The sequence below is a fragment of the Streptomyces sp. CG 926 genome (assembly GCF_003148825.1).
Taxonomy (GTDB): Bacteria; Actinomycetota; Actinomycetes; order Streptomycetales; family Streptomycetaceae; genus Streptomyces.
This window is the reverse complement of sequence record NZ_QGGZ01000005.1, coordinates 215,685-241,330: the sequence shown is the minus strand read 5'-3', so window position 1 is coordinate 241,330 and position 25,646 is coordinate 215,685. Positions and strand designations below refer to the sequence as shown.

The following is a 25,646-nucleotide window of genomic DNA, read 5'->3' as shown; positions in this document are numbered from 1 at the left end:
TTCGCTTAACGCACAGGCCACGTAGGCCTTACGCTCCTGCCTTGTCTTGATTGGAACCCCACTGCACACGTGAAGGCGGAACGCCGAATATGGACAGCGCAGAATACGAGCGCAAGATCGCCGCCCGATTCGCCACCTTCGACCAGGACGGGTCCGGCTATATCGACCGGGAGGACTTCAGCGCTGCCGCGAAGGCCGTCCTGGCCGAATTCGGTACCACCGCCCGGTCGGACAAGGGCCAGGCCGTCTTCGCGGGCGCCGAGGCCTTCTGGCAGGGCATGGCCGGCATCGCGGACGTCGACGGGGACCAGCGGGTGTCCCGCGAGGAGTTCATCACCGGGGCCGCGAAGCGGCTGCGCGACAACCCGGAGCGGTTCGCGGAGATCGCGCGGCCGTTCCTGCGGGCCGTGATCGCGGTGGCGGACGAGGACGGCGGCGGCGCGACGCCGCCGAACGCGGCCCGGGTCCTGCGCGTCCTGGGCACCGCCCCGGAGCTGGCCACCGAGGTGGCGGCCGCCCTGGACGCGGACAGCGACGGCCGTATCTCGGAGGACGAGATCCTGGCGGCCTTCGCGGGCTACTGCGGGGTGGAGGCCCCCGACGCGTAGCGCCTGCGGCGTGCTCGGCGCATCCAGCCCCGCCGGCGTTCGAGGCGCGGGGGTCTGGGGGCGGCGCCCCCAGCAGCCGGGCTGCGCAGGCCCACTGCGGCTCACACCGGTAGCGGGCCCCTGCGGCCCGGCTTCCCGGGGCGCTGCGCCGGACCCCGCGCCTCAAACGCCGGCGGGGCTGAACGGGCGCGGCCAGGCTGAATCCGCAGGCGCTGAACTCGCCCGGCGGAGCTCAATGTGCCGGGCCGTGTTCGTTACGCGAAGACGACCGTGCGGGCGCCGTTCAGGAGTACGCGGTGTTCGCTGTGCCACTTCACCGCGCGCGCGAGCGCCTGGCACTCCACGTCCCGGCCGATCGCCACCAGCTGGTCCGGCGTCACCTCGTGGCCCACCCGCTCGACCTCCTGCTCGATGATCGGCCCCTCGTCGAGGTTCGCCGTCACGTAGTGCGCGGTCGCGCCGATCAGCTTCACACCTCGCGCGTGCGCCTGGTGGTACGGCTTCGCGCCCTTGAAGCTCGGCAGGAACGAGTGGTGGATGTTGATGATCCGCCCGCTCAGTTCGGTGCACAGCTTGTCCGAGAGCACCTGCATGTAGCGCGCCAGGACGACCAGGTCGACGTTCTCGGCGCGCACCAGCTCCAGCAGCTGCGCCTCCGCCTCCGCCTTCGTGTCCTTCGTGACGGGGATGTGCACGAACGGGATGTCGTAGGAGCCGACCAGTTCGGCGAAGTCGGTGTGGTTGGAGACCACGGCCGCGATCTCGACCGGCAGGGCGCCGATGCTCGAACGGAACAGCAGGTCGTTCAGGCAGTGCCCGAACTTGGACACCATGAGGATGATCCGCATGCGCTCCTCGGAGCGGTGGATCTGCCAGTCCATCTTGAACGAGTCGCCGATCGCGGCGAAGCTGGCGCGCAGCTTCTCGACCGTCACCGGGGGCTCGGCCTCGAAGTGCACCCGCATGAAGAAGAGTCCGGTCTCCCGGTCTCCGAACTGCTGGCTGTCCACGATGTTGCATCCGGTCATGAAGAGGTAACTCGACACGGCATGCACGATGCCCTGCTTGTCGGGGCAGGACATGGTCAGGACGTACTGGGGCTGGGCCTGGGCCTCGGTGTGCGGGTCGCTCATGACCGCACAGCCTTTCACACCGCGCGGGTGAGGATCTTCAACGCATCGAGCGACGTGGGTCGCACGTCGGGGTCGTCCCCGTCGGCCTCCGCCAGCCGTACGTGGGCCTCCCGCGCGGCACGCACCGCCTCGGGCCACGCGTGATGCTCCAGGTAGGCGGAGACGGGGGCGTCGGGCCCGACCTGGTGGAGGATGCGGAGCACCCGCAGCACGGCGAGGTCGACGACGGCCGCCTCCTGCGAGTCGCGGAAGATCGTGCCGACGTACTTCTCGGCGGACCAGCTGTCGAGCCAGGTGTCCTCGACGAGCCGGTACACGGCGTCGGTGATGTCGCCGTAGGCCTCGTCACCGGTCAGCCAGGTGTCCTCGTGGAAGACCGGGTCGGAAAGCATGTGCAGCGCCGAACGCACGTTGCTGCGCCAGCGCCACCACGGCATGTCGTTGAGGGGCATGCCGCCCATGGTGGAGGAGCGGCCACCGCGTCGGGAAGGGTTCTTCGAACCTTGGGCGAATGTCACGCCTGCGATCGTACGTTCCTGGTCAGCGCGATCTTGAAGCGCCCACAAGGCCCGCACCCCCGCAATTCACCTGGACGTCACCCGATGTTGTGTCCATCTCACTCGACAGTTACCGGTGGGGCGGAATGGTGCATGGACATGACCAACTCGCGACGCGCCGTATCCGTCTCCCGCACCCTCGCGGCCACGGCGCTGGGTATGTGTCTCATCGCCGGGTGCGGGGCACTCCCCGGGGGCTCGGGGGGCTCCGGGGACACCGTCACCGTCCTGACCTTCGCGCCGGAGGACACCAAGGCGACGAACATGCCCGGGATGACCGGCATGGCCAAGGCGTACGAGCGCTGGGTGAACTCCAAGGGCGGGATCAACGGTCGCAAACTTCGCGTACTGACCTGCAACGAGAAAAACACGGCCTCCGGCGCCGCCGACTGCGCCCGCAAGGCCGTCGCCGAGAAGGCCGTCGCCGTCGTCGGCTCCTACAGTCAGCACGGCCGCGCCTTCATGGCACCGCTGGAGGCGGAGGGCATCCCCTTCATCGGGGGCTACGGAGTCTCCTCCGAGGAGTTCCAGTCCCCCCTGTCCTACCCGGTCAACGGCGGCCAGCCCGTCCTGATCGCCGGCGCCGGCCACCAGCTGGGGCGCGCCTGCAACCAAGTCGCCCTGGTCCGCCCCGACACCCTCGCGGGCGACACCCTCCCGGTCCTGCTCAACGCCGGACTGCGGGCCAACAAGATGGCGGACGCCTCCGACATCCGGGCCGCCGAGGACTCCGCGGACTTCGGACCCGAGGCCCGCGAGGCCCTCGCGCACACCAGCGGCACCGGCAAGGAGAAGGAGAAGGAGAAGGGCTGCGTCACCGCCGTCCTCGGCGAGCGCACCGAGACCTTCTTCGACGCCTTCCGCCGGACCGACGCCCAGCGCAAGAAGCCGCAGATCTCCTCCGTCCTGGGCAGCGTCAGCCAGTCCCTGGTGGACCGCACGGGCGGCAAGGAGAGCCCCTTCGAGGGCGCCTACCTGACCAGCTGGTACCCGGTGGCCGCCGATCCGCTCTGGGAGCCCATGCGGAAGGTGGTCTCCGACTTCGCCTTCGGCGACGACACCGTCGACCCCGACGACAGCGGGGCGCAGACCACCTGGATCGCGTACACCGTGCTCAGCGAGATCCTCAAGCGCTTCAAGGAGGGCGAGGAGGTCACCGGCCACAAGGTCAAGCGCGCCCTGAACGAGTCGCAGCCGGTCAACACCGGCGGTCTCACCCCGAACCTGAGCTGGCGCTACCAGGACATGCGCGCCGTCGCCGGCTTCCCCCGCATCGTCAACGGCCAGGTCACCTTCCAGATCGTCCAGGCCGGGCGGCTCGTGGCACAGCCCGGTGAGCGGTCCCTGGACATGACCCCGACCCTGGTGACGGCCCCGCCCACGGCCTGACGCCGGCCCGGATCCCCGGCCTGGATCCCTGGCCCGGACTCCTGGCCCGGACCCGGGCCCGGGCCCGTTCAGGGGCCCGGGACCCGGCTCAGAGCTGGGACTTGTCGCGCTTGGTGAGGCCGTACTTGCCGGCGATCGCGTTCCACATGGTCGCGGCGGACTCCTTGGCCTTCGTCGCCTCGCCGCTCGACCGGTTGCCGTCACTGGCGTTCTTGGTGGACTTGGCCTTGCCGTCCTTGCACTTGTCGTCGTCCACGTCGTCCGCCCAGGCCGCGTAGCTGTCGTCGGCGTCCGCCGAGGACTGCCAGGCCTTGGTCAGGGACGCGGACAGCTTCGCGTGGTCCGGGAGCTGGTCCACCTTCAGCTCCTGGAGGCGGGTGACGAGCTCCTCGCGCTGGCGGGCCGCGTCGCGCAGGTCGGCGGCCGCCTGGTCGAGGTTGCTGCAGCCCTTGATGTCCTCCACGGCCTTGATCACCGCGGCCCGGCTGTCGTTGCTGTCCGCAAGGAGCTTGTCCAGCTGGACGGCCTGGGGGCGGGCCGGATCGACCGGGGCCTCGCCGCCGGGCGCCGCGGAACCGCCGCTCGCGGTCGGGGCGGCTGCCACCGCGCCCGGGTCGTTGTTCTGCGGCTTGCCGTCGGCGAGCAGCGAACCGACGCCGAGCCCGACGACGGCCAGACCGATGACCACCGCGGCGATGATCGCGGGCGAGACCTTGCGCCCGGCCTCCGGCGGCGGCGGAGGCGGCGCGTACTGCTGCTGCGGGTGCGGCTGCTGGTACTGGGGCTGCTGATGCTGTGGCGGCTGCTGCTGGTACTGGGGCTGCTGCGGGCGCTGCGGATGGGGGCGCGGCGGCGGTTGGCGCAGCACCGGCTCCTGGACGGGCGCCAGGTGCTGCGTGTGCCCGGCGGAGTCGTCGCCCCGGAAGAGCCCGTCGAACCCGTCGGCAGGAGCGGCGGGGACCGGCGGGATGAACTGGGTCGCCGCCTCCTCGTGGGCGGGAGCGGCCGGCACCGGCGCGATGTACTGCGTCGCGGCCTCGTCGTGCCCGGCGGCCGCCGGGACGGGCGGGATGTACTGGGTGGCCGCCTCGTCGTGCCCGGGAGCGGCCGGGACCGGCGGGATGTACTGCGTCGCGGCCTCGGGCAGCGGGGGGTAGCCGTAGCCGTGCGGATCCCCCGGACCCTCGTAGCCCGGCCCCACCACATGACCCGGCGTGGCCCCCGGGCCGGGATAGGCCTGCGGATATCCGTACGCGGCCCCGGGCGGCGACTGCTGCTGCGACTCCTGCGGCGCCTGCTGCTGGTGCGCCTGCTGCTGCTCCGGATACTGCTGCTGCTCCGGGTACGGCGGCTGCTCCTGTTGGTGCGCCTGCTGCTCCGGGTACGCCGGATACCCGGACGCCTGGTCCGGACCCCACGGGCCACCCGGCTGGGGGGCGCCCCCTTGTCCGTTCTGCGTCACCGGGACTCCTTCTCCGACTCGCCCGACCCTACGGAACCGTCGGTCACGCTACCCCGTCACGCACCGCCACCGTGAGAGCACCCCGAACCCCGTCCCACCGGGGTCCGGGGCGGGGCTCCGACCGCCGCCGCTACGCCGTCACCTCCAGCCGCGCCGCGAACTCCCGCACCGCCGCCTCCTCCCGGTACGGCTCCAGCCGCGTCCGGAAGTCGTCCAGGTACTCCACGCCCCGGTTCGAGCGGAGCCCCTCCAGCAGTTCCGCCGCCTGCGTCGCCGTCAGACAGGCCTGTTCCACCTCCCGCTGCTGCACCTGCGCCGCCGCCAGCAGCAGCAGCCCGATGGCCCGGCGGCGTGCCTTGCCCGCCGGAAGGCCCCGCAGGGCCTCCTCCGCCCGCCTGGCCGCCGCGTCCGCCTGACCCAGGTCGCGGTGGCAGTGCGCCAGCTCGTCCGCGAGGTACGCCGCGTCGAAGTGGCGGATCCACACCGGGTCGTCGCCCGACTCCGGCTCCGCCCGCTCCAGCGCGCTCACCGCCCGCCCCGACAGCACCGCCGTCGCCCGGGTGTCCCCGAGCAGGGCGTGCCCGCGCGCCTCGGCCGCGTAGAACATGGCCTCGACCCGCGGGGTGACCTGCCCGCGCGTCCCCTCCTGGGCGGCCCGGGCCAGCTGCGCGATCTCCCGCGGGTTGCCCAGTTCGGCGGCGAGGTGGCTCATGGACGCCGCGAGGACGTAGCCCCCGTACGCCCGGTCCCCGGCCGCCTGGGCGAGGCGCAGCGCCTGGATGTAGTAACGCTGGGCCAGGCCCGGCTGGCCCGTGTCCACCGCCATGTAGCCGGCCAGCTCCGTCAGCCGGGCCACCGCCGCGAACAGGGCCCGCCCGACGGGCTCCCGGTACGAGCCGCCGATCAGCCCGGACACCACCGAGTTGAGGTAGTGCACGACCACCGGCCGGACGTGCCCGCTGCCGAAGCGGTGGTCGAGGTCCTTGAGGGCCTCGGTGGTGGCGCGGACCGCCTCCACGTCCGGCATGCCGACGCGCGAGCCGCCGCTGCGGGCGACCTGGGTGTCGGCCCCGGTGATCAGCCAGTCCCGGCTCGGCTCCACGAGCGCCGAGGCGGCCACGCTGGAGCCGGCGAGGAAGTCGCGGCGGCCGACGTCGCTGCGCCACAGCTCGCAGACCTGCTCGATGGCGCCGATGACGGTCGGGGAGAACTGCAGGCCGACGCCGGAGGCGAGGTTCTTGCCGTTGGCCATGCCGATCTCGTCGATGGTGACGGTCCGGCCCAGTTTGCGCCCGAGCGCCTCGGCGATGATTCCGGGAGCCCGGCCGCGGGGCTGCTGGCCGCGCAACCACCGGGCCACGGAGGTCTTGTCGTAGCGGAGATCGAGGCCGTGCTCGGCCCCGCACATGTTCACGCGCCGGGCGAGCCCGGCGTTGGAGCACCCGGCTTCCTGGATGAGCGCCTGCAGCCGTTCGTTCGGCTGGCGGGCGACGAGAGGCCTGGCTGCCATGAAAACCCCCTGCTGACCGCGGGTGATCCGTTGGAATGATCACTTCCCGCCTGAAGTGCGGAGAATCTTCCGCTCTGCGTCGTGTCGCTACCCAACTCCGGCGCCCCGGCCTCCTACGCGCCCCCACGCGTGCATCAGTGCGCCCCGTATGCAGGATCGATGCTCCGCCCGCCCCTTGGTTTACGCCCGTAACCCCGGGTGACCCGAGGAGTTGTGATGGGCGTGGAAGAGACCATCGGAGTCACGGAGACCGCACCCATCCCCAAGCAGCGCGGCGAGCAGTTGCTGGACCATGCCGTGCGGTACGCGGAAGAACGGCACTGGGATGTCTTCGCCGGCACCTGGTTGGAGCCCGCGGACGGCCGCGAGCTGTGCTCCTGCGGGGCCGCGGACTGCCCGGCCCCCGGCGCCCACCCGGCGGTGAAGGACTGGGCGGCGCAGGCCACCGGTAGCGCGGTGCAGGTCCGACGGATCTGGGCGAAGCACCCGCAGGCCTCGATCCTGCTGCCCACGGGCCGGACGTTCGACGCGCTGGACGTGCCCGAATCGGCCGGATTCCTCGCGCTGGCCCGGCTGGAGCGGATGGAGCGCACCCTCGGTCCGGTCACCCTCACCCCCGACCACCGGATGCTGTTCTTCGTCCTGCCGGGTGCCGGCGTCAAGGTGCCCGACCTGGTGCGCAAGCTGGGCTGGCCGGCCGCCACGATCGATCTGGTGGCGCGGGGCGAGGGCGAGTACGTGGCGGCGCCGCCCACCCGCTTCGGCGGCCGGGGCTCGGTCCAGTGGGCGCGGCGGCCCACGCCGGCGAACCGGTGGCTGCCGGACACCGAGGAGCTGATCGACGCGCTGGCGTACGCGTGCGGCAGCGAGGCCGCGGCGGACCGCAAGCGCCGCCAGGGCTGACGGACCGGACCGGACCCCGGAGCGCCCGCCGGAGCACGCCCGCCGGACCTGCGAAATCAGGGCGAAAACTGATGACATAAGTAACTGCTCAAGCCTCTCCCCCTCCTCCTATGGTGAAGAAGGAACGACCAACGGGGACGTAATGAGAGGCAGGCGCATGCCGGACCAGGGCGATGCGACGGGTGGGACGTACGAAACGGGTGGCGCGCGATCCGCGCCGCCCGCCGTGCGGGTGGAAGGTCTGTGGAAGCGGTTCGGCGAGCAGGTGGCCGTCGCCGGGATCGACCTGGAACTGCCCGCGGGGCAGTTCATCGGACTGGTCGGCCCGAACGGGGCGGGCAAGACGACCACGCTGTCGATGGTGACCGGCCTGCTGCGCCCCGACATGGGGCGGGTCCACGTCGCGGGGCACGACGTGTGGGCGGACCCGACCGAGGTGAAGGCCCGGATCGGCGTACTGCCCGAGGGGCTGCGGCTCTTCGAACGGCTGTCGGGCCGCGAACTGCTCGGCTACATGGGCCGGCTGCGCGGGCTGCCGGGCGAGGAGACCGACAAGCGGGCGACGCAGCTGCTGGACGTCCTCGACCTCGCGGGCTCGCAGCACAAGCTGGTCGTCGACTACTCGACCGGTATGCGCAAGAAGATCGGCCTGGCGGCCGCCCTGCTGCACAACCCCGAAGTGCTCTTCCTGGACGAGCCGTTCGAGGGCGTCGACCCGGTGTCGGCGCAGACCATCCGCGGGGTGCTGGAGCGCTACACGGCCTCCGGTGCCACCGTCATCTTCTCCTCCCACGTGATGGAGCTCGTCGAGTCGCTGTGCGACTGGGTGGCCGTGATGGCCGCCGGCCGGATCCGCGCCGCGGGCCCGCTGGCCGACGTACGGGGCTCCGCGCCCTCGCTGCAGGCCGCCTTCCTCGAACTGGTCGGCGCCCACGGGCGCGACGCGGCCGGGGAGTCGCTGGAGTGGCTCGGCGGCGGCTCCGGGGCGGGATCGCGATGACCTCGCCCGCCAACCCCGCCGCCGGCCCGGCCGGCACGGTGACCGCCGCCGTCACCGGGTCGACCGGGGCCGTCGCCGCCTCGTCCGTCCCGTCGGTCCCGCTGACCCCGATCTTCGTCCGCCTCAAGCTGTCGCTGCTGCGCAACGGCCTGAAGGGCTCCTCGAAGCGCAAGGCCGCCTACTTCTCCACGCTCGCCCTCGCCCTGGTCGTCGGCTTCTTCGTGACGCTGGGCCTGGCCCTGCTGCACGGGAACGCCCACGCGGGCACCGTCGTCGTCATGCTGGCCGCCGTCCTGGCCCTCGGCTGGACCTTCATGCCGCTGTTCTTCCCCACCGGGGACGAGACCCTCGACCCGAGCCGGCTGGTGATGCTGCCGCTGCGCCCGCGTCCGCTCGTACAGGCTCTTCTCGCCTCCTCGCTGATCGGCATCGGGCCGCTGTTCACGCTGTGCCTGGCCGTCGGCTCGGTCCTGGCCGTCGCACGTGGCGCCGCCGGCGCGGTGGCGGCCGTGGTGGCAGCGCCCCTGCTGGTCCTCGGCTGTGTGACCCTCGCGCGGGCCATGGCCACGGCCAACGTGCGGCTGCTGTCCAGCCGCAAGGGGCGCGACCTGGCCGTGCTCAGCGGCCTGCTGATCGCCGTGGGCGGGCAGCTGACCAACTTCGCGAGCCAGAGCCTGTTCCAGGCGGGCGGCCTGGCCTCCCTGGAGCCCGTCGAGGCCGTACTGCGCTGGGTGCCGCCGGTGACCGCCGTCGGCATGGTGGACTCGGCGAGCGAGGGCGCGTACGGGGCCGCGGCCGCCCAACTGGCCCTGACCCTGGCCGCCGTGGCCGGCCTCCTGTGGTTCTGGGAGCGGAGCCTGACCAAGCTGATGGTCACCCCGGACGGCTCGACCATCGCCGCGGCCAAGCCGATGAAGGACCGCGGGGCGGGCGGCGTGTGGTCCCTGCTGCCCGCCGGCCGGACGGGCGCGGCCATGCAGCGCACGCTGCGCTACGCGGTCCGGGACCCGAAGACCAAGGCGGGCTGGGTGACCGCGCTGGCGATCGGCCTGATCGTCCCGGTCTTCAACGCCCTCCAGGGCGCGGGATCCGTCTACCTCGGCTGTTTCGGCGCGGGCATGCTCGGCATGCAGATGTACAACCAGTTCGGCCAGGACACCTCCGCCTTCTGGATGGTCGCGCAGACCATCTCCTCCACGCGTGACGCGTATGTGGAGCTGCGGGCGCGGGCCGCCGCGCTGGCCCTGGTCACCGTCCCGTACACGGTCCTGGTCACGGCGATCACGGCCGCGATCATCGGTGACTGGTCCGCCCTCCCGGCGGCCACCGGCCTGGCCCTGGGCCTGCTGGGCTCGATGCTCTGCACGGGAGCCCTGGCCTCGGCCCGCTTCCCGTACTCGATCCCGTCGGACGGCGCCTTCAAGAACGTCGCTCCCGGGCAGGGCGGGCTCGCCTGGGCGGGCATCTTCGGCGGGCTGCTGGTCTCGGCGGTGATCTCCGCCCCGGTCATCGCCCTGACGATCTGGCTCAAGGTGGGTGGTCACCAGGACCTCTCCTGGATCGTGCTCCCGCTGGGTGTGGTCTGGGGTGTGCTGGCCTCCTGGGCGGGCCTGCGGCTCGCGGCCCCGAAGGTGGCACGGCAGCTTCCCGAGATCCTGTGGGCGGTCAGCAAGGGCTGACCCGGTCGATGCCGTACGGGCCCGAACGCACGGCGGGCCGGCCTCCGCTCCTGTGAGGAGCGGAGGCCGGCCCGTTTTCGTGTGGAGGCGAGCCTTCGTGTGGAGGCCGGCTCAGACCGCGGTCGGGAGCTTCGCGGTGAAGGCGGTCGGGACGCTGACCACGTCGTCGAAGCTCAGCTTGCCGGGGCCGAAGGCGTCGGCGGTCAGGGCCTTCTTCTTGCCGCCGGTGACCTGCCAGACGGTGTTGCTCTCCGGCGACAGCAGCATGGTGCCGTCGGCGGGGGCGGCCTTGGCGGCGGCCGCCGTCAGCCACTCGCCCGGGGCCCCCTCCAGCGGACGCTTGTCGTGGCCGAGGCCCGTGAAGTCGGCGTAGGTCAGCGGAACGGCCACGCCGCCCGCCATGACGTACACGCTGGCGTCGGCGCCCGAGGCGTCCTTGACGACGGTGCCGTTCGGCACCTGGCGGGTGCCGGCCGCCTTCAGCCAGTCGGTCGGAACGCCCATCAGCGAGCGGGTGTCGTAGCCGTTCGCCGTCCACTCGGCGGCCGAGATGTGCAGCGCGGAGCCGTTGACCATCACGAAGCGGGCCGGGTCGCTGCCCGACTGGTCCATGACCACGCGGCCGTTGGTGATGGTGCGGCGGGCGGCGTCCTGCAGCCAGGCGGTCGGAACGCCCATGTCGGCACGGATGTTGTAGCCGTCCGCCGTCCAGTCGGCCGCGGAGATCAGCAGCGCCGCACCGTCGACCACCACGTAGCGATTGGCACCGCCCGCCTGGTCGTGGACCACCGTGCCGGCCGGGGGCGCGCTCGGCAGGCCGTTGAACGCCGCGTTGTCCACGAGCACGATCTTGCTCAGGTCGTAGTGGCCGGGCGTGACGTCGGAGGACGCCACCGGGATGCCCGCCCCGGAGATCATCACCTTCACGGCCGCGCCGTTCGGCGACTTCACCAGCGTCCCGGCAGGCAGCGAGGCCGGGTCCGGGTAGGAGGGGGCGGTGGGGTACGGGTTCGCACGGTCGGCGCCGAGGCCGGCCGCTGCACCGCAGGAGGGCCAGGCACCCTGACCCTGGCCCGCCAGGATCTTCTCGCCCGTCAGGATCTGCTGCTGCTTCGTCGCCTGGTCGGGGCGGGAGGCGTACTGCGTACCGCCGAAGGCGCGCCAGGTCGACATCGAGATCTGGAGACCGCCGTAGTAGCCGTTGCCGGTGTTGATGCTCCAGTTGCCGCCGGCCTCGCACTGGGCGACCTTGTCCCACGTCGAGACAGAGGCGGCCGAGGCTTCGGTGCCGGTGAGGAGCGGGGCTGCGAGGGCGAGGAGGGCGGTGGCGGTGGCGGCGAGCGCGGACTTCTGGCGGGCGACGGCGGAGCGCATGGACGTGTCCTTCGGGCGGCAGGTGCGGGAGTCGGCGTGGGGCGCGGCACACCCCACCGCCCGGCCGGTGGGGACCGGGCGGTGGGGTGTGCTCAGGCGGCGATCAGGCGGCGATCAGCCGGGAGTTGCTCAACCGGTGACGGTCGGGAGCTTCGCGGTGAAGGCGGTCGGGACGCTGACCACGTCGTCGAAGCTCAGCTTGCCGGGGCCGAAGGCGTCGGCGGTCAGGGCCTTCTTCTTGCCGCCGGTGACCTGCCAGACGGTGTTGCTCTCGGGCGACAGGAGCATGGTGCCGTCGGCCGGGGTGGCCTTCGCCGCGGCCGTCTTCAGCCACTCGCCCGGGGCCCCCTCCAGCGGACGCTTGTCGTAGCCGAGGCCCGTGAAGTCGGCGTAGGTCAGCGGAACCGCGACGCCGCCCGCCATGACATACACGCTGGCGTCGGCGCCCGAGGCGTCCTTGACGACGGTGCCGTTCGCCACCTGCTTGGCGACCGTGGAGCTCAGCCACTCACCCGGTGCGCCCATCAGGGAGCGGAGGTTGTAACCGTTCGCGGTCCACTCCGCGCCGGAGATGTGCACGGCCGCGCCGCCCAGCATCACGTAACGGTTGTTGTCGGTGCCGGACTGGTCCATGAGGACGGTGCCGGTCGGCGGGGTCTTGGCAACGGCGGCCTTCAGCCACTGGCCCGGGACGCCCATGAGCATCTGGGTGTTGTAGTCGTCGGCGGTCCACTCGGAGCCCGAGATGTGCAGCGCCGCACCGTCCACCATCACGTAGCGGCCGGGGTCCGTGCCCGTCTGGTCCATCACGACCGTGCCGGTGGGCACGGTGCGCTGGGCGGCGGCCTGCAGCCAGGCGGTCGGAACACCCATGTCGGCGCGGGTGTTGTAGCCCGCCGCGACCCAGTCCTCGCCGCCGATCAGCAGCGCCGCGTTGTCGATGACCACGTAGCGATTGGCACCGCCCGCCTGGTCGTGGACCACCGTGCCGGCCGGAGGCGCGCTGGGCAGGGACCGGAAGGCGGAGTCGTCGATCAGCACGATCTTGCTGAGGTCGTACTTGTCCGGGGTGACGTCGGAGGCAGCCACCGGAACGCCGGATCCGGAGATCATCACCTTCACGTCCGCGCCGTTCGGCGACTTCACGAGCGTCCCGGAGGGCAGCGAGGCCGGGTTGGGGTACGAGGGGGTGTTGCTGCCGGCCGGGGAGATGTAGCCACTGATCGACTGGCCCCAGGGGGACTGGCCCACGCGCCACTTGGTGGTGGAGTTGGTGGAGACGTGGCCCGGGTAACCGCCCTGGTTGCCGCCGGTGATGGTGACCGTGTCGCCGGAGACTCCGGTGACCACGGCCACGTGGTCGGCGTAGCTGCCGCCGTTGTAGTTGTAGACGACGGCATCGCCGACGTGCGGGGTGCTCGACAGCGTGCCGTACTTCTTGCCGTAGTCCATGAAGCTGGCCGCTCTGTCGTCCAGGGTCCCCAGGCCCGTGACCCCGTTGCGGGCCCAGACCCAGCCGGCGAAGTCGGCGCACCAGGCGTGGGTGCGGCTGGTGCCGCCGGTGCAGCTGCTGGACTGGTTGGGACCGCCGACGTAACCGCCGTGAGCGCAGTAGGAGTTGCCGTTCTCGGCGCGGGCCGTGGCCGAAATGCCGTCGGTGAGCGGCGAGGCGTTGGCCGGGGTGACGGCGGCCGTGGCGAGTACGGAGACCGCGAGGGTGGAGGCGGAGACGAGGCGGATCGCGGTGACCTTGATGGACTTGGACATGACAAGGCTCCAGGTGTGCGAGGAAGGTTCGGGTGAGTGCTGCGGCGGGCCGCAGATTGGCCTGATCAAGGCCGGAAGGCTGTGGGCGCATGTCGTGGCACGCGGACGGCTGCCCTGCAGGAGCAGCTGTCGGACGGGGCACACGGGGGCGCGAGGCGCGCGCTGCGACGCGGCGTGACGCGGTGTGACGCGCGGTGATGCGCGGTGATGCGCGGTGATGCGTGGTGATGCGTGGTCAGGGCCGGCTCTCAGCGGGCACGGCGGTCACAGGGGGACCGGCGGCCGGCGAGGCGGGCGGCCCGACTACTCCCAGACGGTGGTGAACTTCCCCACCGGGGCGGTCTCCCACACGGTGGTGGCGGTGGTGCGGGTGTACTGGTCGGCGCCGGTGTGGCCGGCCAGGACCGCGGCGAAGGCGGCGAGGGCGAGGGTGCTGACCGCGGCGGCCCGGGTGAGGCTGGTGCGAAGCATGACAGTGATCCTTTGCGATGGCTGGAGTGAAGCGGTGACCTTCCGGATCCACGTCCCGCGGTGACGTCTTCTCCGGTTTCGCCGGCCGGGTCCTCGTGCTGTTCCCTGCTGGCGATCACTAGCTTCGTCGCAGCTCAGCGCGGCGAGAAGGGCATTCGGCTGGACGGAATCGGTCCTGGACGATTTCGTCCATCGAGTCCGGAAGCGGCCGTCAGGAGACGCTCGTAGTACGGAGCGACCAGAGGGGCGCAAGCGCGCGTGGCCGTCCAGCCGCGCAGCGCCGGCAGCACGTCGAGGGCACGTCGGCAGAGGGCCTCCGTACGCCGCTCCGCCTCGCTCAGGCTCCCGGCGAGCAGGTAGACCCCGAGCACCGGGTCGGGCTCGGCCCGCAGGTGCGCGGAGACGTGCTCCACGGTGCTGTCGGGGTCCGCCAGCGCCCGGACGAGCTCGGCGATGTGCGGGGGAAGCCGGTCACCGGCCGAAGGCGCCCGGAGCGCGGCGTGGATGAGATACATGTGCGCAACTCTTCCGAGCGGGCGAGCGTGAACAAAGCCCATCGAGCTGAACGGTTCGGTCCGTGGCCGAAAGCGTCCACGAACTGGTCGCACCCGTCACCACGTGCGATTATTCGGTAACCTTGATCGATAAGGGCTCACACGGGGGGAACCGCTGTGCTCGCCACTCTCGGCCTCGATGCCACGGCAGAGGCTGTCTACCGAGCCATGCTCGCGCACCCGCAGGAGGGCGTGAGCGGCCTCTCCGAGCGCCTCGGCGTGCCCGAGGCGGACGTCAGGCACAGCCTGGACATCCTCAGCGAACTCGCCCTGGTCCGGCCGTCCTACGAACGCGAGGGCCGGCTGCACGCGGTCTCGCCCGAGGTCGGCATGGAAGTCCTCATGGCCCGCCAGCAGGCCGAACTCGCCGCCCAGCAGCTGCGCATCGAGGCCTCCCGCGCCGCCGCCACCCAGCTCATCGCCGAGTTCGCCGATCTGACCCCCAGCGCCTCCAGCCCCGGCGTGGATCAGCTGCTGGGCCTGGACGCGATCCGGGACCGGATCGCGTGCCTGGCCCGTGACGTCCGCACCGAGCTGATGACCTTCGCACCCGGTGGCGGCCACCGCCCTGAGAGCCTGGAAGCCTCGAAGCCCAACGACCTCGCCCTGCTGGGCCGCGGGGTACGGATGCGCTCCCTCTTCCTGGACAGCGTGCGCAACAACCAGACCACCTTGGCCTACGCGGCCTGGCTCGGCGGACTCGGCGGCGAGGTGCGGACCGCGCCGGAGTTGCCCACCCGACTGATGATCTTCGACCGGTCGACGGCCGTCATCCCGGTCAGCAGCGACGACAGCGCAGCCGGCGCGGTGGTCCTGACCGGGCAGGGCACCCTGACCGCACTGTGCGCACTCTTCGACACCGTGTGGACCGCCGCCCGCCCGCTCGGCACCGCGGAGACCGCTCGGGACGAGGTCGGCCTCAGCGCCCAGGAGAACACCGTCATCCGGCTCCTCGCGCAGGGCATGACCGACGAGGCCATCGCCAAGCGCCTGGCCGTCTCCCCCCGCACCGCGCGCCGGCTGGCCAACGATCTGATGGAACGTCTGAATGCCCGCAGCCGATTCGAGTTCGGCGTACGGGCGGTCCAGCGCGGCTGGCTCCCGAGCGCCGAGTAGTCGGCCCGGCCCGGGACGGGCCTCCGCAGGCACCCCGGGACCGCTGGCAGCCGGGGCCGGGCATCGGTCGACCCTGACGAGGAGGGGCCGACCGGGAGGTCGAGACGTTCGGATCACGCCGACCGTTCCGCCCCCGGGCGTGGGGGCGGAGCCGTCGACGTGGTCAGGGGGCTTCGGCCTTGATGCCGTCGAGGAAGGGTTCCAGGACCTCGCGCCAGGCCGTCGGCTGGTCGTAGTGGAGGTAGTGGCCCGCGTCGGGGATTTCCGCGTACTGGCCGGCCGGGAGGACGCGGACCATTTCCTGGGCCTCGGCGCGGCCCAGTTCGCCGTCCAGGCCCCGGACCACCAGGGTCGGGCAGCGGACCTGGGCGAGCTCCTCCCAGTGGGCGTCGTGGACCCAGGTCTCGCGGGCCGTCAGCATCTGGCGGCGGGAGAAGACCGGGCGCCAGCCGTCCGAGGCCTCGTGCATGACCTCGGCGAAGAAGGCGCCGCGGCCGGGATCGGGGCGTTCCACCCGGGGGTCGTCCTCGCCGAACCAGCGGCGGGCCGCGTCCTGGGTGGGGAAGGGCAGGGGCCAGTGGTGGAACCAGTCCTCCCATTCCTGCTGGGAGGCCGCTCCCAAGGCGGAGGCGCGCATGTCGCAGATGACCACGGCTTCGACCAGCTCCGGGCGGCGGGCCGCGAGCTGCCAGGCGGTGAGGGCGCCCATGGAGTGGCCGATCAGCGTCACGGGGGCGAGGCCGAGCTGCTCGACGGCCGCTTCGGCGTCGGCCACGAAGGCGTCGCGGCCCAGGGAGGTGGGGGTGCCGTCGGGGGCGGCGGGCGGGCGGCCGCTCTGGCCGTGTCCGCGCTGGTCCAGGGCCACGACGCGGCGGCGCTCGCGGAGCCAGCGGGCGGTGCCGGCCCAGTGGAAGGCGCGGCCCATCAGGCCGTGCAGTAACAGCACCCCGGGGCGGGTGTCGGGCTCGGTCTCCGCTTCGCGGAACTCCCAGGCGGCCAGGCGGACTCCGTCGGCCCCTGTCACATCGACGCGCTGTACCACCGCAGATGCACCCCCTTCACTCCCCGCCAGACTATCGAACCCGTATTCGAAAACGGGTTTCTCGCCCACAACACCGCTCTTTCGAGTGACCTTGCTCAAGGATTGGCCGCCGCTGCCGATGGAGATCCTTTCAACAGGGAGGCGGGCCGCTCGGGGAAGACGGTCCGAGGGGACGACCTTGAGAGCTCGGGGCTCCAGGTCGCAAGGGGAGGATCGGTCCCGGCGCCGAAAGGCGCCGGGACCACCCACACCAAGGGTTGGTCATCCGTACGGGTCACGACCCGTGGGGCAGGACCCCTGGGTCACGGCTCGTACGGAACCGTCCATCGGACACATCCGCTCCGCGCCGACGCGAACGCCGACGGGCCGGGGGTCAGCGCTTCGCCACGAACACGTGCGAGGCGACCTCGACGTCCAGCTCGGCCGCCTCACCGCCGCTGCCGACCAGCACGCCACCCGGGGACTCGGTCACGCTCACCACCGAGCCGGGCTGCACGCCCGCCCGCCGGAGCGTATACATCAGCTGGGCGTCCGTCTGGATCGGCTCGCCGATCCGCCGGACGACCACGGTCTTGCCCTCGGTGCCCGGGTCGAGCTCGGACAGGGAGACCATGCCGTCCTCGAGGAACGGGTCCGCCTCGGCCTTCTCACCCAGCTCCTCCAGCCCCGGGATCGGGTTCCCGTACGGCGACTCGGTCGGGTGACGCAGCAGCTCCAGCACCCGCCGCTCCACCGCCTCGCTCATCACGTGCTCCCAACGGCAGGCCTCCGCGTGCACCTGCTCCCACTCCAGGCCGATGACGTCGACGAGCAGACACTCCGCGAGCCGGTGCTTGCGCATGACACGCGTGGCCAGTCGGCGCCCCTCCTCCGTCAGCTCCAGGTGGCGGTCGCTGGCGACGGCCACCAGGCCGTCGCGCTCCATGCGCGCCACCGTCTGGCTCACCGTCGGACCGCTCTGGTCGAGCCGCTCGGCGATACGGGCGCGCATGGGGACCACGCCTTCCTCTTCCAGCTCGAGGATGGTGCGGAGATACATCTCCGTGGTATCGATCAGTCCGGACATTCGTGCCCCTCGGATTGCGTGCGCTGGCCCTGCCCCCAATTCTGACGCATCGGGCCGACAACCGTCCCGTGCCGTGGGTCAAGACCGCTCCCGGACATCTCCCGGACATCCCCGGCGAAGATCGTCCGGGGATGTCCGGGACCCGCGACCAGAGCTTTCGGCGCGGGATTGACGTTCGTATTGACACGCCCTTGGTCCAGACCGCACGGTGAGCGGCGGACACGGACGCTCCCCCACCCCTGGAAGGGCCATCGGCGTATGAGCGAGAGCAAGCTGGCCGGTCAGTTCTTCGATGCCGCCATCGGTCTGCTGGAGCGGGTGCGGGACGAGGAGGCCCCGAGCATCGCCGAGGCCGGCTCCCTCATCGCCGACGCGGTCGCCGCCGGCAACCGGCTCTTCGCCTTCGGCGCCGGACATTCCTCGCTGCCCGCCCAGGACGTCGTCTACCGGGCCGGCGGCCTGGCCCTGATGAACTTCCTCGCCGTCCCGGGCACGGTCGGTATCGACGTCATGCCCGCGACCCTGGGCAGCGCCCTGGAGCGGGTCGACGGCCTGGCCGGCGCCGTCCTCGACAGCAGCCCCGCCTCCGACGGCGACGTGCTCGTGATCATCTCCCTCTCCGGGCGCAACGCCCTGCCCGTCGAGATGGCGATGAACGCCCGCGCCATCGGCCTCAAGGTCATCGGCGTGACCTCGGTGGCGTACGCGACCGAGACCAAGTCGCGGCACCTCTCCGGCACCTTCCTCAAGGACCACTGCGACGTCGTCCTCGACAGCAAGATCGCGGTCGGTGACGCCGAGCTGAGCATCGACGGCATCGACGCCCCCTTCGCCCCCGCCTCCACCGTCGTGACCAGCGCGATCATGCAGGCGGTCATGGCGGCGGCGGCCGGCGAGCTCGCCGGCCGCGGGGTGGAGCCCCCGCTGCTGCGCTCGGGCAACGTCGACGGCGGCCACGAGTGGAACGGCCGCGTGATGCAGGAGTACGGCGACCGGATCTTCTTCCGGCACTGAGCCGCACCCGGCGCCCCGCTCCGGTGGGGCGCCGCACCCCCGCCCCGACACCGGGACCCGCTCAGCCCTGGTCCGGGCCGAACCGGCCGACCGGGCCGACCGGGCCCGCCGCCAGGTCCAGGTCGGCCGCGACCCGGGCGGCGACCTCCTCCGCGTACGCCGCGTCCGGGCGCTCGAAGGCCGCCCGCGAGGGCCCGCGCAGGAACGTCAGCACCCCCAGGGTCCGCCCCCGGCTGCGCAGCACCGTGCACAGCGCGTGCGCGGCGTCCTCGGGCCACCGGCGGACCCGCGCCCACTCCGCGTCCGCCTCCCCCCGCGGGGCGCTGGTGCGCACCGAGCCGATCCGGTCCAGGGCCTGCAGCGCCGGGTGCCCGGCGACGTACCGGACGGGGATCGATCCGGGGCCCGGCAGCGCCGGCGGGGACGCCGCGGACCGTACGAGCCTGCGCCGCTCGGGGTCGGCCGTGGGGTCCAGTACGTCCAGCAGCGCGTGCTCGGCGAAGCCCGCGAGGGCGAAGTCCAGGCGTACGGCGGCCGCCTCGGCCGGGTCCTCGCACTCGGCGGCGGCCCGCCCCGCACGGTGGAGCTGGTGGGAGCGGAACCGCAGCTGCGCGGTGTCCAGTTGCTCCTGGCGGGCCTCGGTGACGTCCTGGAACAGCCAGCCGACGCCCAGCGGTACCGGCTCCTCCGCGAGCGGCGAGGCCAGCCGCAGGAACCCGCACCGCCAGCACCTGCGCCGCACCCCCTCCGGCGTGCGCACCGACACCCACATCTCCACCGGCGCGGGCGGGGCCCCCTCGGCGAGCACGTGCTGGAGCGCGCCCTCCAGCTCCTCGACGCCCTGGGTCAGCAGTTCTCCCAGGGGACGTCCGAGCAGTGCGGTGCGGCCGCTCCCGAAGGCCCGGGCGGCGTGCGCGTTGACCACGGCGGGCCGCAGGTCGACGTCGACCAGGACGACGCCCCACGAGGCGTCCTCCATCAGGGCCTCGCTCAGCGCGATGGAGCGCTCCAGGTCGATCTGGGCATGCACCTCGCTGAAGGCGCAGTACACCCCGGCCGGTTTCCCGTCTCCGCCGGGCACCCCGGCGGACTGGGTCCGTACGAGGACGCGCCCGCCGTCCTTGGTCAGCAGAGCGAACTCGTGCACCTGCCGGCCGGGCACGTGCTGGGCGGACATCAGCCGGTCCTGGACGTCGTGCGCGTCGGCGGCCCGTACCGCCCAGCCGTCGAAGCCCTTGCGGCCCACGGCCTCGGCGGCGGTCCAGCCGAGGATCCGCTCGGCCTCGCGGTTCCAGTGGGTGATCACGCCGTCGGAGTCGAACGCGCACAGCGCGGCGTCCATCCCGTCCAGCAACGCTGCGAGCAGATCGTCGGCGGTCTCGTCACGTCCGTAGGCACTCACCTGGCACCCCCTGCAGGTGTTCGCGTGTGCGGCACGTCAGATCATTGAACTGGAACGTGACGCACCCCACACCGCTTTCGGTGAAATCGGCGCGCCCCCGTACAGCTGGGAAAGCACGGCCATAACGGCCACACGTTCGAGTGACCTGGCGTCATCCGTCCACACTGCGGCGTCCACGTTGCGTACCGTCCCAAGAACCACGAGAAGGGAGGTCACTCGCTCCCTACGCCGAGTGACCAGCCCCAGTCATCACGATCCCCGGATCGAATGAGGTGCCTCGATGACTACGTTTCGCACAGGCGCGCAGACCCACCAGGCTGTGCTTCCTCAGCAGCCTGCTCTGGAATCCGGGAGCGCAGACACCCCTGGGAGCAGGGACGAAACGGCTCACGGACTCCCGGCCGTCAGGCCGGGCACCGGTGTGGAACATGGGCGAGGGGAGACCGGCGGAGTCCGCACCAGGACCCGCCGGCGACACGCCCGATCCGACGCTACGGCAGCGGAGACGGCAGAGACCGGGAGCGGTGACGCTCCCCGCCTGGCCGCAAGCCGGGTGTTCGTGCCGGCCAAGGCAGGCGAGCCGCTGATGCCTTGCCATCCGGCCCGTGCGCGCGAGCTGCTCGCCGGCGGACGGGCCGTCGTGGCACGGCGGGCTCCGTTCACCATCCGGCTGAGGCAGCGGACCCGGGCGGAGTCGACCGTCGAAGGCGTACAACTGCGTATTGATCCAGGCTCCAAGGCGACTGGCATCGCCATCACGGAAGAGCAGCACCGGAACGGCCCGAAGGGCCGATCCGCAATTGCACGCCGGGGGCTCATCACCATCGAACTCCGGCACCGGGGACAAAAGATCCACAGCGGCATGATGCGCCGCGCCGCCTATCGCCGCCGAAGGCGCTCGGCAAATCTCCGGTACCGGGCACCCCGGCACGACAACCGCCCACGTCCGCACGGCTGGCTCCCCCCGTCCCTGCGCCATCGCATCGACTCGACCATGGCCGTCGTCGTGCGATTGTGCCGGTACGCACCGGTGCTCGAGATCCACGTGGAACACGTCGCGTTCGACACCAGCGCCTTCACCGAAGTCATGCCCTCCGGCGCGCAGGGAGGCGAATCGACGCACGGGGCGTCCGAGATCCGTGAGTTCCTTCTGGCCAAATGGGAGAGGTCCTGCGCGTACTGCGACGCCACGGGGGTGCCGCTCAATATCGATCACGTCCGCGCACGAAGCCGCGGCGGATCGGATCGGGTATCCAACCTCGTCCTCGCCTGTGTTCCCTGCAATCAGGCGAAGGGCACGACATCCGTCCACGCGTTCCTGGCCGACCGGCCGGCCCGTCTGGAACGCGTGATTGCCCAGCTGAGGAGACCTCTGCAGGACGTTGCCGCCACGAACGCCACCCGGCTCCAGCTCGTGACAGCGCTCGCAGCGCAGGGTGTCCCGGTGCATACGTGGTCCGGCGGGCGTACCCACTGGAACCGGGTCGCGATGGGCCTACCGAAAAGCCACACGCTCGATGCCCTGGTCACCGGATTCTTCGACCACGAGCGAGGGGACTCCCTCGTCCGCATACCTGCGCAGGTCCTGGTGGTGGGGTCGACGGGCCGTGGTTCGTACGCCAGGACCACCCCTGACCGCTTCGGCTTCCCCCGCCTACGACGACCACGCCGCAAGATCCAGCACGGGTACGCGACCGGGGATCTGGTATCCGCCGTCGTACCCAAGGGAAAGTGGGCCGGCCGCTGGGTGGGGCGCATCGCGGTCCGAACCGGTGGTCAGCATCGCATCACGACGTTGACCAGCCGCTTCGATGTCTCCCACCGGAATGTGCGACTACTTCAGAGAGCCGATGGATACACCTACGGATTCGCCCACGAAATTCGATTGAGCGGACGGCGCGGGCCTGCCTACAGTGGACCCACACTGAAAGGAGGTGATCCCGGAAATGTACGAACTCCGGACGCGTGAGGTGGCTGCGGGCTAGGGCCCGTCGTCAGTAGCGCACCCAGTGCGGTGCCCGGCGGATCGCCCGGCGCCAATCCCAAGCAGTCACCCGACCCGCGGGCTCGCCGGTACGTCCGGCCGGCTTCTCTCACTGCAGGAGAGAAACCCGAGCCCGCGGGTCGCCTGCGTTCTGCCGACCTACGGGCAGAGCCGCTCCAGGCGCCACTTGTCGCCGTCCAGGACGTAGCGCAGCCGGTCGTGCAGGCGGTTCTCGTGGCCCTGCCAGAACTCCACCGCCTCCGGGACCACGCGCAGGCCGCCCCACTCCGGCGGGACCGGCACCTGCTCGCCCTCCGGGTAGCGGGCCTCCAGCTCGGCGTAACGCCGGTCCAGCTCCGCGCGGGAGTCGATCACGCTGGACTGCTCGCTGGCCCAGGCGCCCAGCTGGGAGCCGTGCGGGCGGGAGCGGAAGTACGCCGCCGTCTCGTCGCGGCCGATCCGGGCCGCCGTACCGGTGACGATCACCTGGCGGGCGATCGGATGCCAGGGGAAGAGCAGGGCGACGTGCGGGTTCTCGGCCAGCTCGCGGCCCTTGCGGGAGGCGTAGTTGGTGAAGAAGACGAAGCCCCGGCCGTCGAACTGCTTCATCAGCACCGTCCGCGAACTGGGCCGCCCGTCGGGGGTGGCCGTCGATACGACCATCGCGTTCGGTTCGAAGAGGTGCGAGTCGGCGGCCTGCTGGAACCAGAGGGCGAACTGGTCCATCGGATTCTCGGCGAGACTCCCCTCGTCGACGATCTCCGAGCGGTACTGCTTGCGCATCATGGCGGGGTCAATGTCCTGATCGGTCACGCTCGCCATCCTGCCGCAGCCGGACCGGTGACGGTGTGCCGTATGTCACGCTTCCGCAGTCGGGGCGGAACGGCCAAAATCTTGGGGCCGGTCCGAAGGTCCCCGAGCGGGTGACCGACGGCCGTGCCGGGCATCAACGGGGATGACCGCGCCGGACCGCGAGTCACGCCGGGAGCCGCGCGTGTTCGCACTATCTGAGGAGCCGCCTGATGTCCGACTTCGTACCCGGGCTCGAAGGGGTCGTCGCGTTCGAGACGGAGATCGCCGAGCCCGACAAGGAAGGCGGGTCGCTCCGCTACCGGGGCGTCGACATCGAAGACCTCGTCGGCCACGTCTCCTTCGGGAACGTCTGGGGCCTGCTGGTCGACGGTGCCTTCAACCCCGGCCTGCCGGCCGCCGAGCCCTTCCCCATCCCGGTCCACTCCGGTGACATCCGTGTCGACGTGCAGTCCGCGCTCGCGATGCTCGCCCCCGTGTGGGGTCTGAAACCGCTGCTGGACATCGACGTGCAGACCGCCCGCGACGATCTCGCGCGCGCGGCCGTGATGGCACTGTCGTACGTCGCCCAGTCCGCCCGCGGCCAGGGCCTGCCCATGGTGCCGCAGCGGGAGATCGACAAGGCCGAGTCCGTCGTCGAACGGTTCATGATCCGCTGGCGGGGCGAGCCGGACCCGCGGCACGTCAAGGCCGTCGACGCGTACTGGACCTCGGCCGCCGAGCACGGCATGAACGCCTCCACCTTCACCGCGCGGGTGATCGCGTCGACCGGCGCGGACGTCGCCGCCGCGCTGTCCGGCGCGGTCGGCGCCATGTCGGGTCCGCTGCACGGCGGGGCGCCCTCCCGCGTACTCGGCATGATCGAGGAGATCGAGCGCACCGGCGACGCCGTGGCGTACGTGAAGAAGGCCCTCGACAAGGGTGAGCGGCTGATGGGCTTCGGGCACCGCGTCTACCGCGCCGAGGACCCGCGCGCCCGCGTCCTGCGGCGCACGGCCAAGGAGCTCGACGCGCCGCGCTACGAGGTGGCCGCCGCGCTGGAGAAGGCCGCGCTGGAGGAGCTGCACGCGCGCCGCCCCGACCGGGTGCTGGCCACGAACGTGGAGTTCTGGGCCGCGATCATGCTGGACTTCGCCGAGGTGCCGGCGCACATGTTCACGTCGATGTTCAGCTGCGCCCGGACCGCCGGCTGGTCCGCGCACATCCTGGAGCAGAAGCGCACGGGCCGCCTGGTGCGGCCCTCGGCCCGCTACATCGGGCCGGGCCGGCGCAACCCGCAGGAGATCGAGGGCTACGCGGACATCGCCGAGACCGCCTAGCAGGTGCACGTGCAGGGCGCCGTATCCCGCGTGCGGGGTGCGGCGCCCTTCGCGTTCCCGCCGCCTCAGCCCAGGGCCGCGTCCAGGATCCGGGACCACTGGGCGACCACCCGGGCCCGGCGGGCCGTGTCGTCGGTGAGCACGTTGGCCAGGCCGAGCCCCCGCGCCATGTCCAGCAGGCCCTGCACGGTCTCCCGTACGCCCGGCACCGACTCGTCGGCACCCAGCAGCTCGACGGCGATGCGGTGGGTCTCGCGGCCGACCCGGGCCTCCAGTTCGGTGACCTGGGGGCGCAGCTGCTCCTCGTTGGAGGCGGCCACCCACAACTGGAGCGCGGCCCGGAAGAGGGCGCCGGTGTAGAGGTCGACCAGTGCCTCCACGACGACCGGGCGGGCGGCCGGGCCGGCGTGGAAGAGGTCGCGCAGGGCGGTGGACCGCTCCTCGGCGACGTACTCGACGGCCGCGGTGAACAGGTCCTCGCGGGTCGGGAAGTGGTGCTGGGCGGCGCCGCGGGAGACCCCGGCCCGTTCGGCGACGACGGAGACGGTCGACCCGGCCCAGCCGTGCTCCGCCAGGCAGGACACGGCCGCCTCCAGGAGATGGCGGCGGGTGACGCGGCTGCGCGCCTGCTTGGGGCCCGTCACAGCGACCATGACGGTTCCCGGCGCTCGAAGCGGGCGGTGATGCCCTCGCGGGCCTCGTCGGAGGCGAACAGCCCGGCGGACAGCTCGGTGAGCCGGGCGCCGTCGCGGGTGAGGGCCTCGCGTACGGCTGCCGAGGTCAGCGCCTTGGTCGCGGCCAGCCCCTGCGGGGAGGCCTTGCGCAGGCCGGCCAGTACGGGCTCCAGGGCCGCGTCCACGTCCTCGCCCTCGGCCGCGTGCAGGGTGAGCAGGCCGATCCGGGCGGCCTCGGCGGCGTCGAACGCCTCGGCGGTGAGGAAGTAGCGGGAGGCGGCGCGCGGGTCGAGGCGCGGCAGCAGTGGCATGGAGATCACGGCGGGAGCCAGGCCCAGATGGGTCTCGGTGAAGGCGTACGAGGACCGCGGTCCGGCGGCGGCGATGTCGCAGACGCCGAGCAGCCCGAGGCCACCGGCCCGCACGTGTCCGGTGACCCGGGCGACCACGGGCTCGGGCAGCTCGGCGATCTCGCGGAGCAGGGCGAGGAAGTCGGCGGGATCGCAGGGGGACTTGAGGTCGGCCCCGGCGCAGAAGGTGTTGCCGGTGTGGGTGAGGACGACGGCCCGGACGGCGGGGTCCGCGGATGCGGTGGCGAGTGCGGAGCGGAGTTCTGCGACGAGGTCGGCGGAGAGGGCGTTGCGGTTGCCCGGGGAGTCCAGGGCGAGGGTGGCGATGCCGGTCGCCTGGGCGGCGTGCACGAGTGGGGCCATGTCTCCTCCGGAGTGGTGTGCGGATAGGGGTACTTCGGAAGCCGAGGCCCCTCCGGGGAGGGTACGTGTCCCCGGCGGTGTCCCTGCGGGGTGCTCGGC

At 72.0% G+C, this 25,646-nt stretch carries 23 protein-coding genes; 9 read left to right on the top strand and 14 right to left on the bottom strand.

Going from position 1 to position 25,646, the window contains the following annotated elements; genetic code table 11:
• Positions 1-89 precede the first annotated feature (89 nt).
• Complete coding sequence (locus BCL76_RS15815; protein WP_030774093.1) at positions 90-608, top strand: EF-hand domain-containing protein; 519 nt, start codon at positions 90-92, stop codon at positions 606-608.
• Between the two features lie 254 nt (positions 609-862).
• Here the strand turns inward: BCL76_RS15815 and purU are convergent, their stop codons facing one another.
• Positions 863-1,741 (bottom strand): formyltetrahydrofolate deformylase, encoded by an 879-nt coding sequence (gene purU, locus BCL76_RS15810; protein ID WP_030774090.1) that lies wholly within the window; start codon positions 1,739-1,741, stop codon positions 863-865.
• 14 nt (positions 1,742-1,755) lie between these two features.
• On the bottom strand, positions 1,756-2,202 hold the full coding sequence (locus BCL76_RS15805) for an SCO4402 family protein (RefSeq protein WP_030774087.1): 447 nt from the start codon (positions 2,200-2,202) through the stop codon (positions 1,756-1,758).
• A 195-nt stretch (positions 2,203-2,397) separates the two neighbouring features.
• Between BCL76_RS15805 and BCL76_RS15800 the strand changes: the two genes are divergently transcribed.
• Positions 2,398-3,687 (top strand): ABC transporter substrate-binding protein, encoded by a 1,290-nt coding sequence (locus BCL76_RS15800; protein ID WP_109780318.1) that lies wholly within the window; start codon positions 2,398-2,400, stop codon positions 3,685-3,687.
• Positions 3,688-3,775: 88 nt separating this feature from the next.
• Here BCL76_RS15800 and BCL76_RS15795 read toward each other — a convergent pair whose 3' ends face one another.
• Complete coding sequence (locus BCL76_RS15795) at positions 3,776-5,149, bottom strand: hypothetical protein (protein ID WP_109780123.1); 1,374 nt, start codon at positions 5,147-5,149, stop codon at positions 3,776-3,778.
• Between the two features lie 130 nt (positions 5,150-5,279).
• Complete coding sequence (locus BCL76_RS15790; RefSeq protein ID WP_109780122.1) at positions 5,280-6,659, bottom strand: transcriptional regulator; 1,380 nt, start codon at positions 6,657-6,659, stop codon at positions 5,280-5,282.
• 222 nt (positions 6,660-6,881) lie between these two features.
• On the opposite strand from BCL76_RS15790, the gene BCL76_RS15785 reads away from it, so the two are divergent.
• From BCL76_RS15785 to BCL76_RS15775, 3 genes are all read left to right on the top strand, one after another.
• Positions 6,882-7,562, top strand: coding sequence for a bifunctional DNA primase/polymerase (locus BCL76_RS15785; protein WP_030774076.1), 681 nt, complete (start codon positions 6,882-6,884; stop codon positions 7,560-7,562).
• A gap of 157 nt (positions 7,563-7,719) precedes the next feature.
• The gene (locus tag BCL76_RS15780) at positions 7,720-8,562 is read left to right on the top strand and encodes an ABC transporter ATP-binding protein (RefSeq protein WP_109780121.1); all 843 of its coding nucleotides are present in this window, start codon (positions 7,720-7,722) and stop codon (positions 8,560-8,562) included.
• On the top strand, positions 8,559-10,241 hold the full coding sequence (locus BCL76_RS15775) for a transporter (RefSeq protein ID WP_258309716.1): 1,683 nt from the start codon (positions 8,559-8,561) through the stop codon (positions 10,239-10,241). The genes BCL76_RS15780 and BCL76_RS15775 overlap by 4 nt, the downstream gene beginning before the upstream one ends.
• A gap of 111 nt (positions 10,242-10,352) precedes the next feature.
• Here the strand turns inward: BCL76_RS15775 and BCL76_RS39790 are convergent, their stop codons facing one another.
• The 4 genes from BCL76_RS39790 to BCL76_RS15760 form a co-directional block, all read right to left on the bottom strand.
• Positions 10,353-11,615, bottom strand: a complete 1,263-nt coding sequence (locus tag BCL76_RS39790) for a transglycosylase family protein (protein WP_258309715.1) — start codon at positions 11,613-11,615, stop codon at positions 10,353-10,355.
• 129 nt (positions 11,616-11,744) lie between these two features.
• On the bottom strand, positions 11,745-13,382 hold the full coding sequence (locus tag BCL76_RS38545) for a CHAP domain-containing protein (RefSeq protein WP_146228381.1): 1,638 nt from the start codon (positions 13,380-13,382) through the stop codon (positions 11,745-11,747).
• A gap of 303 nt (positions 13,383-13,685) precedes the next feature.
• Positions 13,686-13,853, bottom strand: coding sequence for a hypothetical protein (locus BCL76_RS38970; RefSeq protein ID WP_181382570.1), 168 nt, complete (start codon positions 13,851-13,853; stop codon positions 13,686-13,688).
• 134 nt (positions 13,854-13,987) lie between these two features.
• On the bottom strand, positions 13,988-14,368 hold the full coding sequence (locus BCL76_RS15760) for a hypothetical protein (protein WP_181382569.1): 381 nt from the start codon (positions 14,366-14,368) through the stop codon (positions 13,988-13,990).
• Positions 14,369-14,524: 156 nt separating this feature from the next.
• Here BCL76_RS15760 and BCL76_RS15755 point away from each other — a divergent pair, with 156 nt between their 5' ends.
• The gene (locus BCL76_RS15755; RefSeq protein WP_109780120.1) at positions 14,525-15,523 is read left to right on the top strand and encodes a helix-turn-helix transcriptional regulator; all 999 of its coding nucleotides are present in this window, start codon (positions 14,525-14,527) and stop codon (positions 15,521-15,523) included.
• A gap of 163 nt (positions 15,524-15,686) precedes the next feature.
• Here the strand turns inward: BCL76_RS15755 and BCL76_RS15750 are convergent, their stop codons facing one another.
• On the bottom strand, positions 15,687-16,565 hold the full coding sequence (locus tag BCL76_RS15750; protein ID WP_109780119.1) for an alpha/beta fold hydrolase: 879 nt from the start codon (positions 16,563-16,565) through the stop codon (positions 15,687-15,689).
• A gap of 373 nt (positions 16,566-16,938) precedes the next feature.
• Positions 16,939-17,631 carry a metal-dependent transcriptional regulator gene (locus BCL76_RS15745; RefSeq protein WP_030390665.1) on the bottom strand — a complete coding sequence of 231 codons (693 nt, stop codon included), beginning with the start codon at positions 17,629-17,631 and terminating at the stop codon, positions 16,939-16,941.
• A 258-nt stretch (positions 17,632-17,889) separates the two neighbouring features.
• On the opposite strand from BCL76_RS15745, the gene BCL76_RS15740 reads away from it, so the two are divergent.
• Entirely contained in the window at positions 17,890-18,645 is a 756-nt protein-coding gene (locus BCL76_RS15740) for an SIS domain-containing protein (protein WP_109780118.1), read from the top strand.
• Between the two features lie 61 nt (positions 18,646-18,706).
• Here BCL76_RS15740 and BCL76_RS15735 read toward each other — a convergent pair whose 3' ends face one another.
• Positions 18,707-20,047, bottom strand: coding sequence for a PAS domain-containing protein (locus BCL76_RS15735; protein WP_109780117.1), 1,341 nt, complete (start codon positions 20,045-20,047; stop codon positions 18,707-18,709).
• Between the two features lie 559 nt (positions 20,048-20,606).
• Here BCL76_RS15735 and iscB point away from each other — a divergent pair.
• Positions 20,607-22,016, top strand: coding sequence for an RNA-guided endonuclease IscB (gene iscB, locus BCL76_RS15730; RefSeq protein ID WP_258309713.1), 1,410 nt, complete (start codon positions 20,607-20,609; stop codon positions 22,014-22,016).
• 174 nt (positions 22,017-22,190) lie between these two features.
• Here iscB and pdxH read toward each other — a convergent pair whose 3' ends face one another.
• Positions 22,191-22,853 carry a pyridoxamine 5'-phosphate oxidase gene (pdxH, locus tag BCL76_RS15725; protein ID WP_030774043.1) on the bottom strand — a complete coding sequence of 221 codons (663 nt, stop codon included), beginning with the start codon at positions 22,851-22,853 and terminating at the stop codon, positions 22,191-22,193.
• Positions 22,854-23,053: 200 nt separating this feature from the next.
• On the opposite strand from pdxH, the gene BCL76_RS15720 reads away from it, so the two are divergent.
• Positions 23,054-24,160 carry a citrate synthase 2 gene (locus tag BCL76_RS15720; protein ID WP_030009579.1) on the top strand — a complete coding sequence of 369 codons (1,107 nt, stop codon included), beginning with the start codon at positions 23,054-23,056 and terminating at the stop codon, positions 24,158-24,160.
• A gap of 65 nt (positions 24,161-24,225) precedes the next feature.
• Here BCL76_RS15720 and BCL76_RS15715 read toward each other — a convergent pair whose 3' ends face one another.
• The gene (locus BCL76_RS15715) at positions 24,226-24,813 is read right to left on the bottom strand and encodes a TetR/AcrR family transcriptional regulator (protein WP_030774040.1); all 588 of its coding nucleotides are present in this window, start codon (positions 24,811-24,813) and stop codon (positions 24,226-24,228) included.
• Positions 24,801-25,547, bottom strand: a complete 747-nt coding sequence (locus BCL76_RS15710; protein ID WP_109780115.1) for an enoyl-CoA hydratase family protein — start codon at positions 25,545-25,547, stop codon at positions 24,801-24,803. Before BCL76_RS15710 ends, BCL76_RS15715 begins: the two co-directional genes overlap by 13 nt.
• Between the last annotated feature and the right edge of the window lie 99 nt (positions 25,548-25,646).

What these genes read in the sequence shown, in the direction of transcription:
- BCL76_RS15815 (WP_030774093.1), top strand. Translation starts at nt 90, where the DNA reads ATGGACAGCGCAGAATACGAGCGCAAGATCGCCGCCCGATTCGCCACC.
- purU (WP_030774090.1), bottom strand. Translation starts at nt 1,741, where the DNA reads ATGAGCGACCCGCACACCGAGGCCCAGGCCCAGCCCCAGTACGTCCTG.
- BCL76_RS15805 (WP_030774087.1), bottom strand. Translation starts at nt 2,202, where the DNA reads ATGGGCGGCATGCCCCTCAACGACATGCCGTGGTGGCGCTGGCGCAGC.
- BCL76_RS15800 (WP_109780318.1), top strand. Translation starts at nt 2,398, where the DNA reads ATGACCAACTCGCGACGCGCCGTATCCGTCTCCCGCACCCTCGCGGCC.
- BCL76_RS15790 (WP_109780122.1), bottom strand. Translation starts at nt 6,659, where the DNA reads ATGGCAGCCAGGCCTCTCGTCGCCCGCCAGCCGAACGAACGGCTGCAG.
- BCL76_RS15780 (WP_109780121.1), top strand. Translation starts at nt 7,720, where the DNA reads ATGCCGGACCAGGGCGATGCGACGGGTGGGACGTACGAAACGGGTGGC.
- BCL76_RS15775 (WP_258309716.1), top strand. Translation starts at nt 8,559, where the DNA reads ATGACCTCGCCCGCCAACCCCGCCGCCGGCCCGGCCGGCACGGTGACC.
- BCL76_RS39790 (WP_258309715.1), bottom strand. Translation starts at nt 11,615, where the DNA reads ATGCGCTCCGCCGTCGCCCGCCAGAAGTCCGCGCTCGCCGCCACCGCC.
- BCL76_RS38545 (WP_146228381.1), bottom strand. Translation starts at nt 13,382, where the DNA reads ATGTCCAAGTCCATCAAGGTCACCGCGATCCGCCTCGTCTCCGCCTCC.
- BCL76_RS38970 (WP_181382570.1), bottom strand. Translation starts at nt 13,853, where the DNA reads ATGCTTCGCACCAGCCTCACCCGGGCCGCCGCGGTCAGCACCCTCGCC.
- BCL76_RS15760 (WP_181382569.1), bottom strand. Translation starts at nt 14,368, where the DNA reads ATGTATCTCATCCACGCCGCGCTCCGGGCGCCTTCGGCCGGTGACCGG.
- BCL76_RS15745 (WP_030390665.1), bottom strand. Translation starts at nt 17,631, where the DNA reads ATGTCCGGACTGATCGATACCACGGAGATGTATCTCCGCACCATCCTC.
- BCL76_RS15740 (WP_109780118.1), top strand. Translation starts at nt 17,890, where the DNA reads ATGAGCGAGAGCAAGCTGGCCGGTCAGTTCTTCGATGCCGCCATCGGT.
- pdxH (WP_030774043.1), bottom strand. Translation starts at nt 22,853, where the DNA reads ATGGCGAGCGTGACCGATCAGGACATTGACCCCGCCATGATGCGCAAG.
- BCL76_RS15720 (WP_030009579.1), top strand. Translation starts at nt 23,054, where the DNA reads ATGTCCGACTTCGTACCCGGGCTCGAAGGGGTCGTCGCGTTCGAGACG.
- BCL76_RS15715 (WP_030774040.1), bottom strand. Translation starts at nt 24,813, where the DNA reads ATGGTCGCTGTGACGGGCCCCAAGCAGGCGCGCAGCCGCGTCACCCGC.
- BCL76_RS15710 (WP_109780115.1), bottom strand. Translation starts at nt 25,547, where the DNA reads ATGGCCCCACTCGTGCACGCCGCCCAGGCGACCGGCATCGCCACCCTC.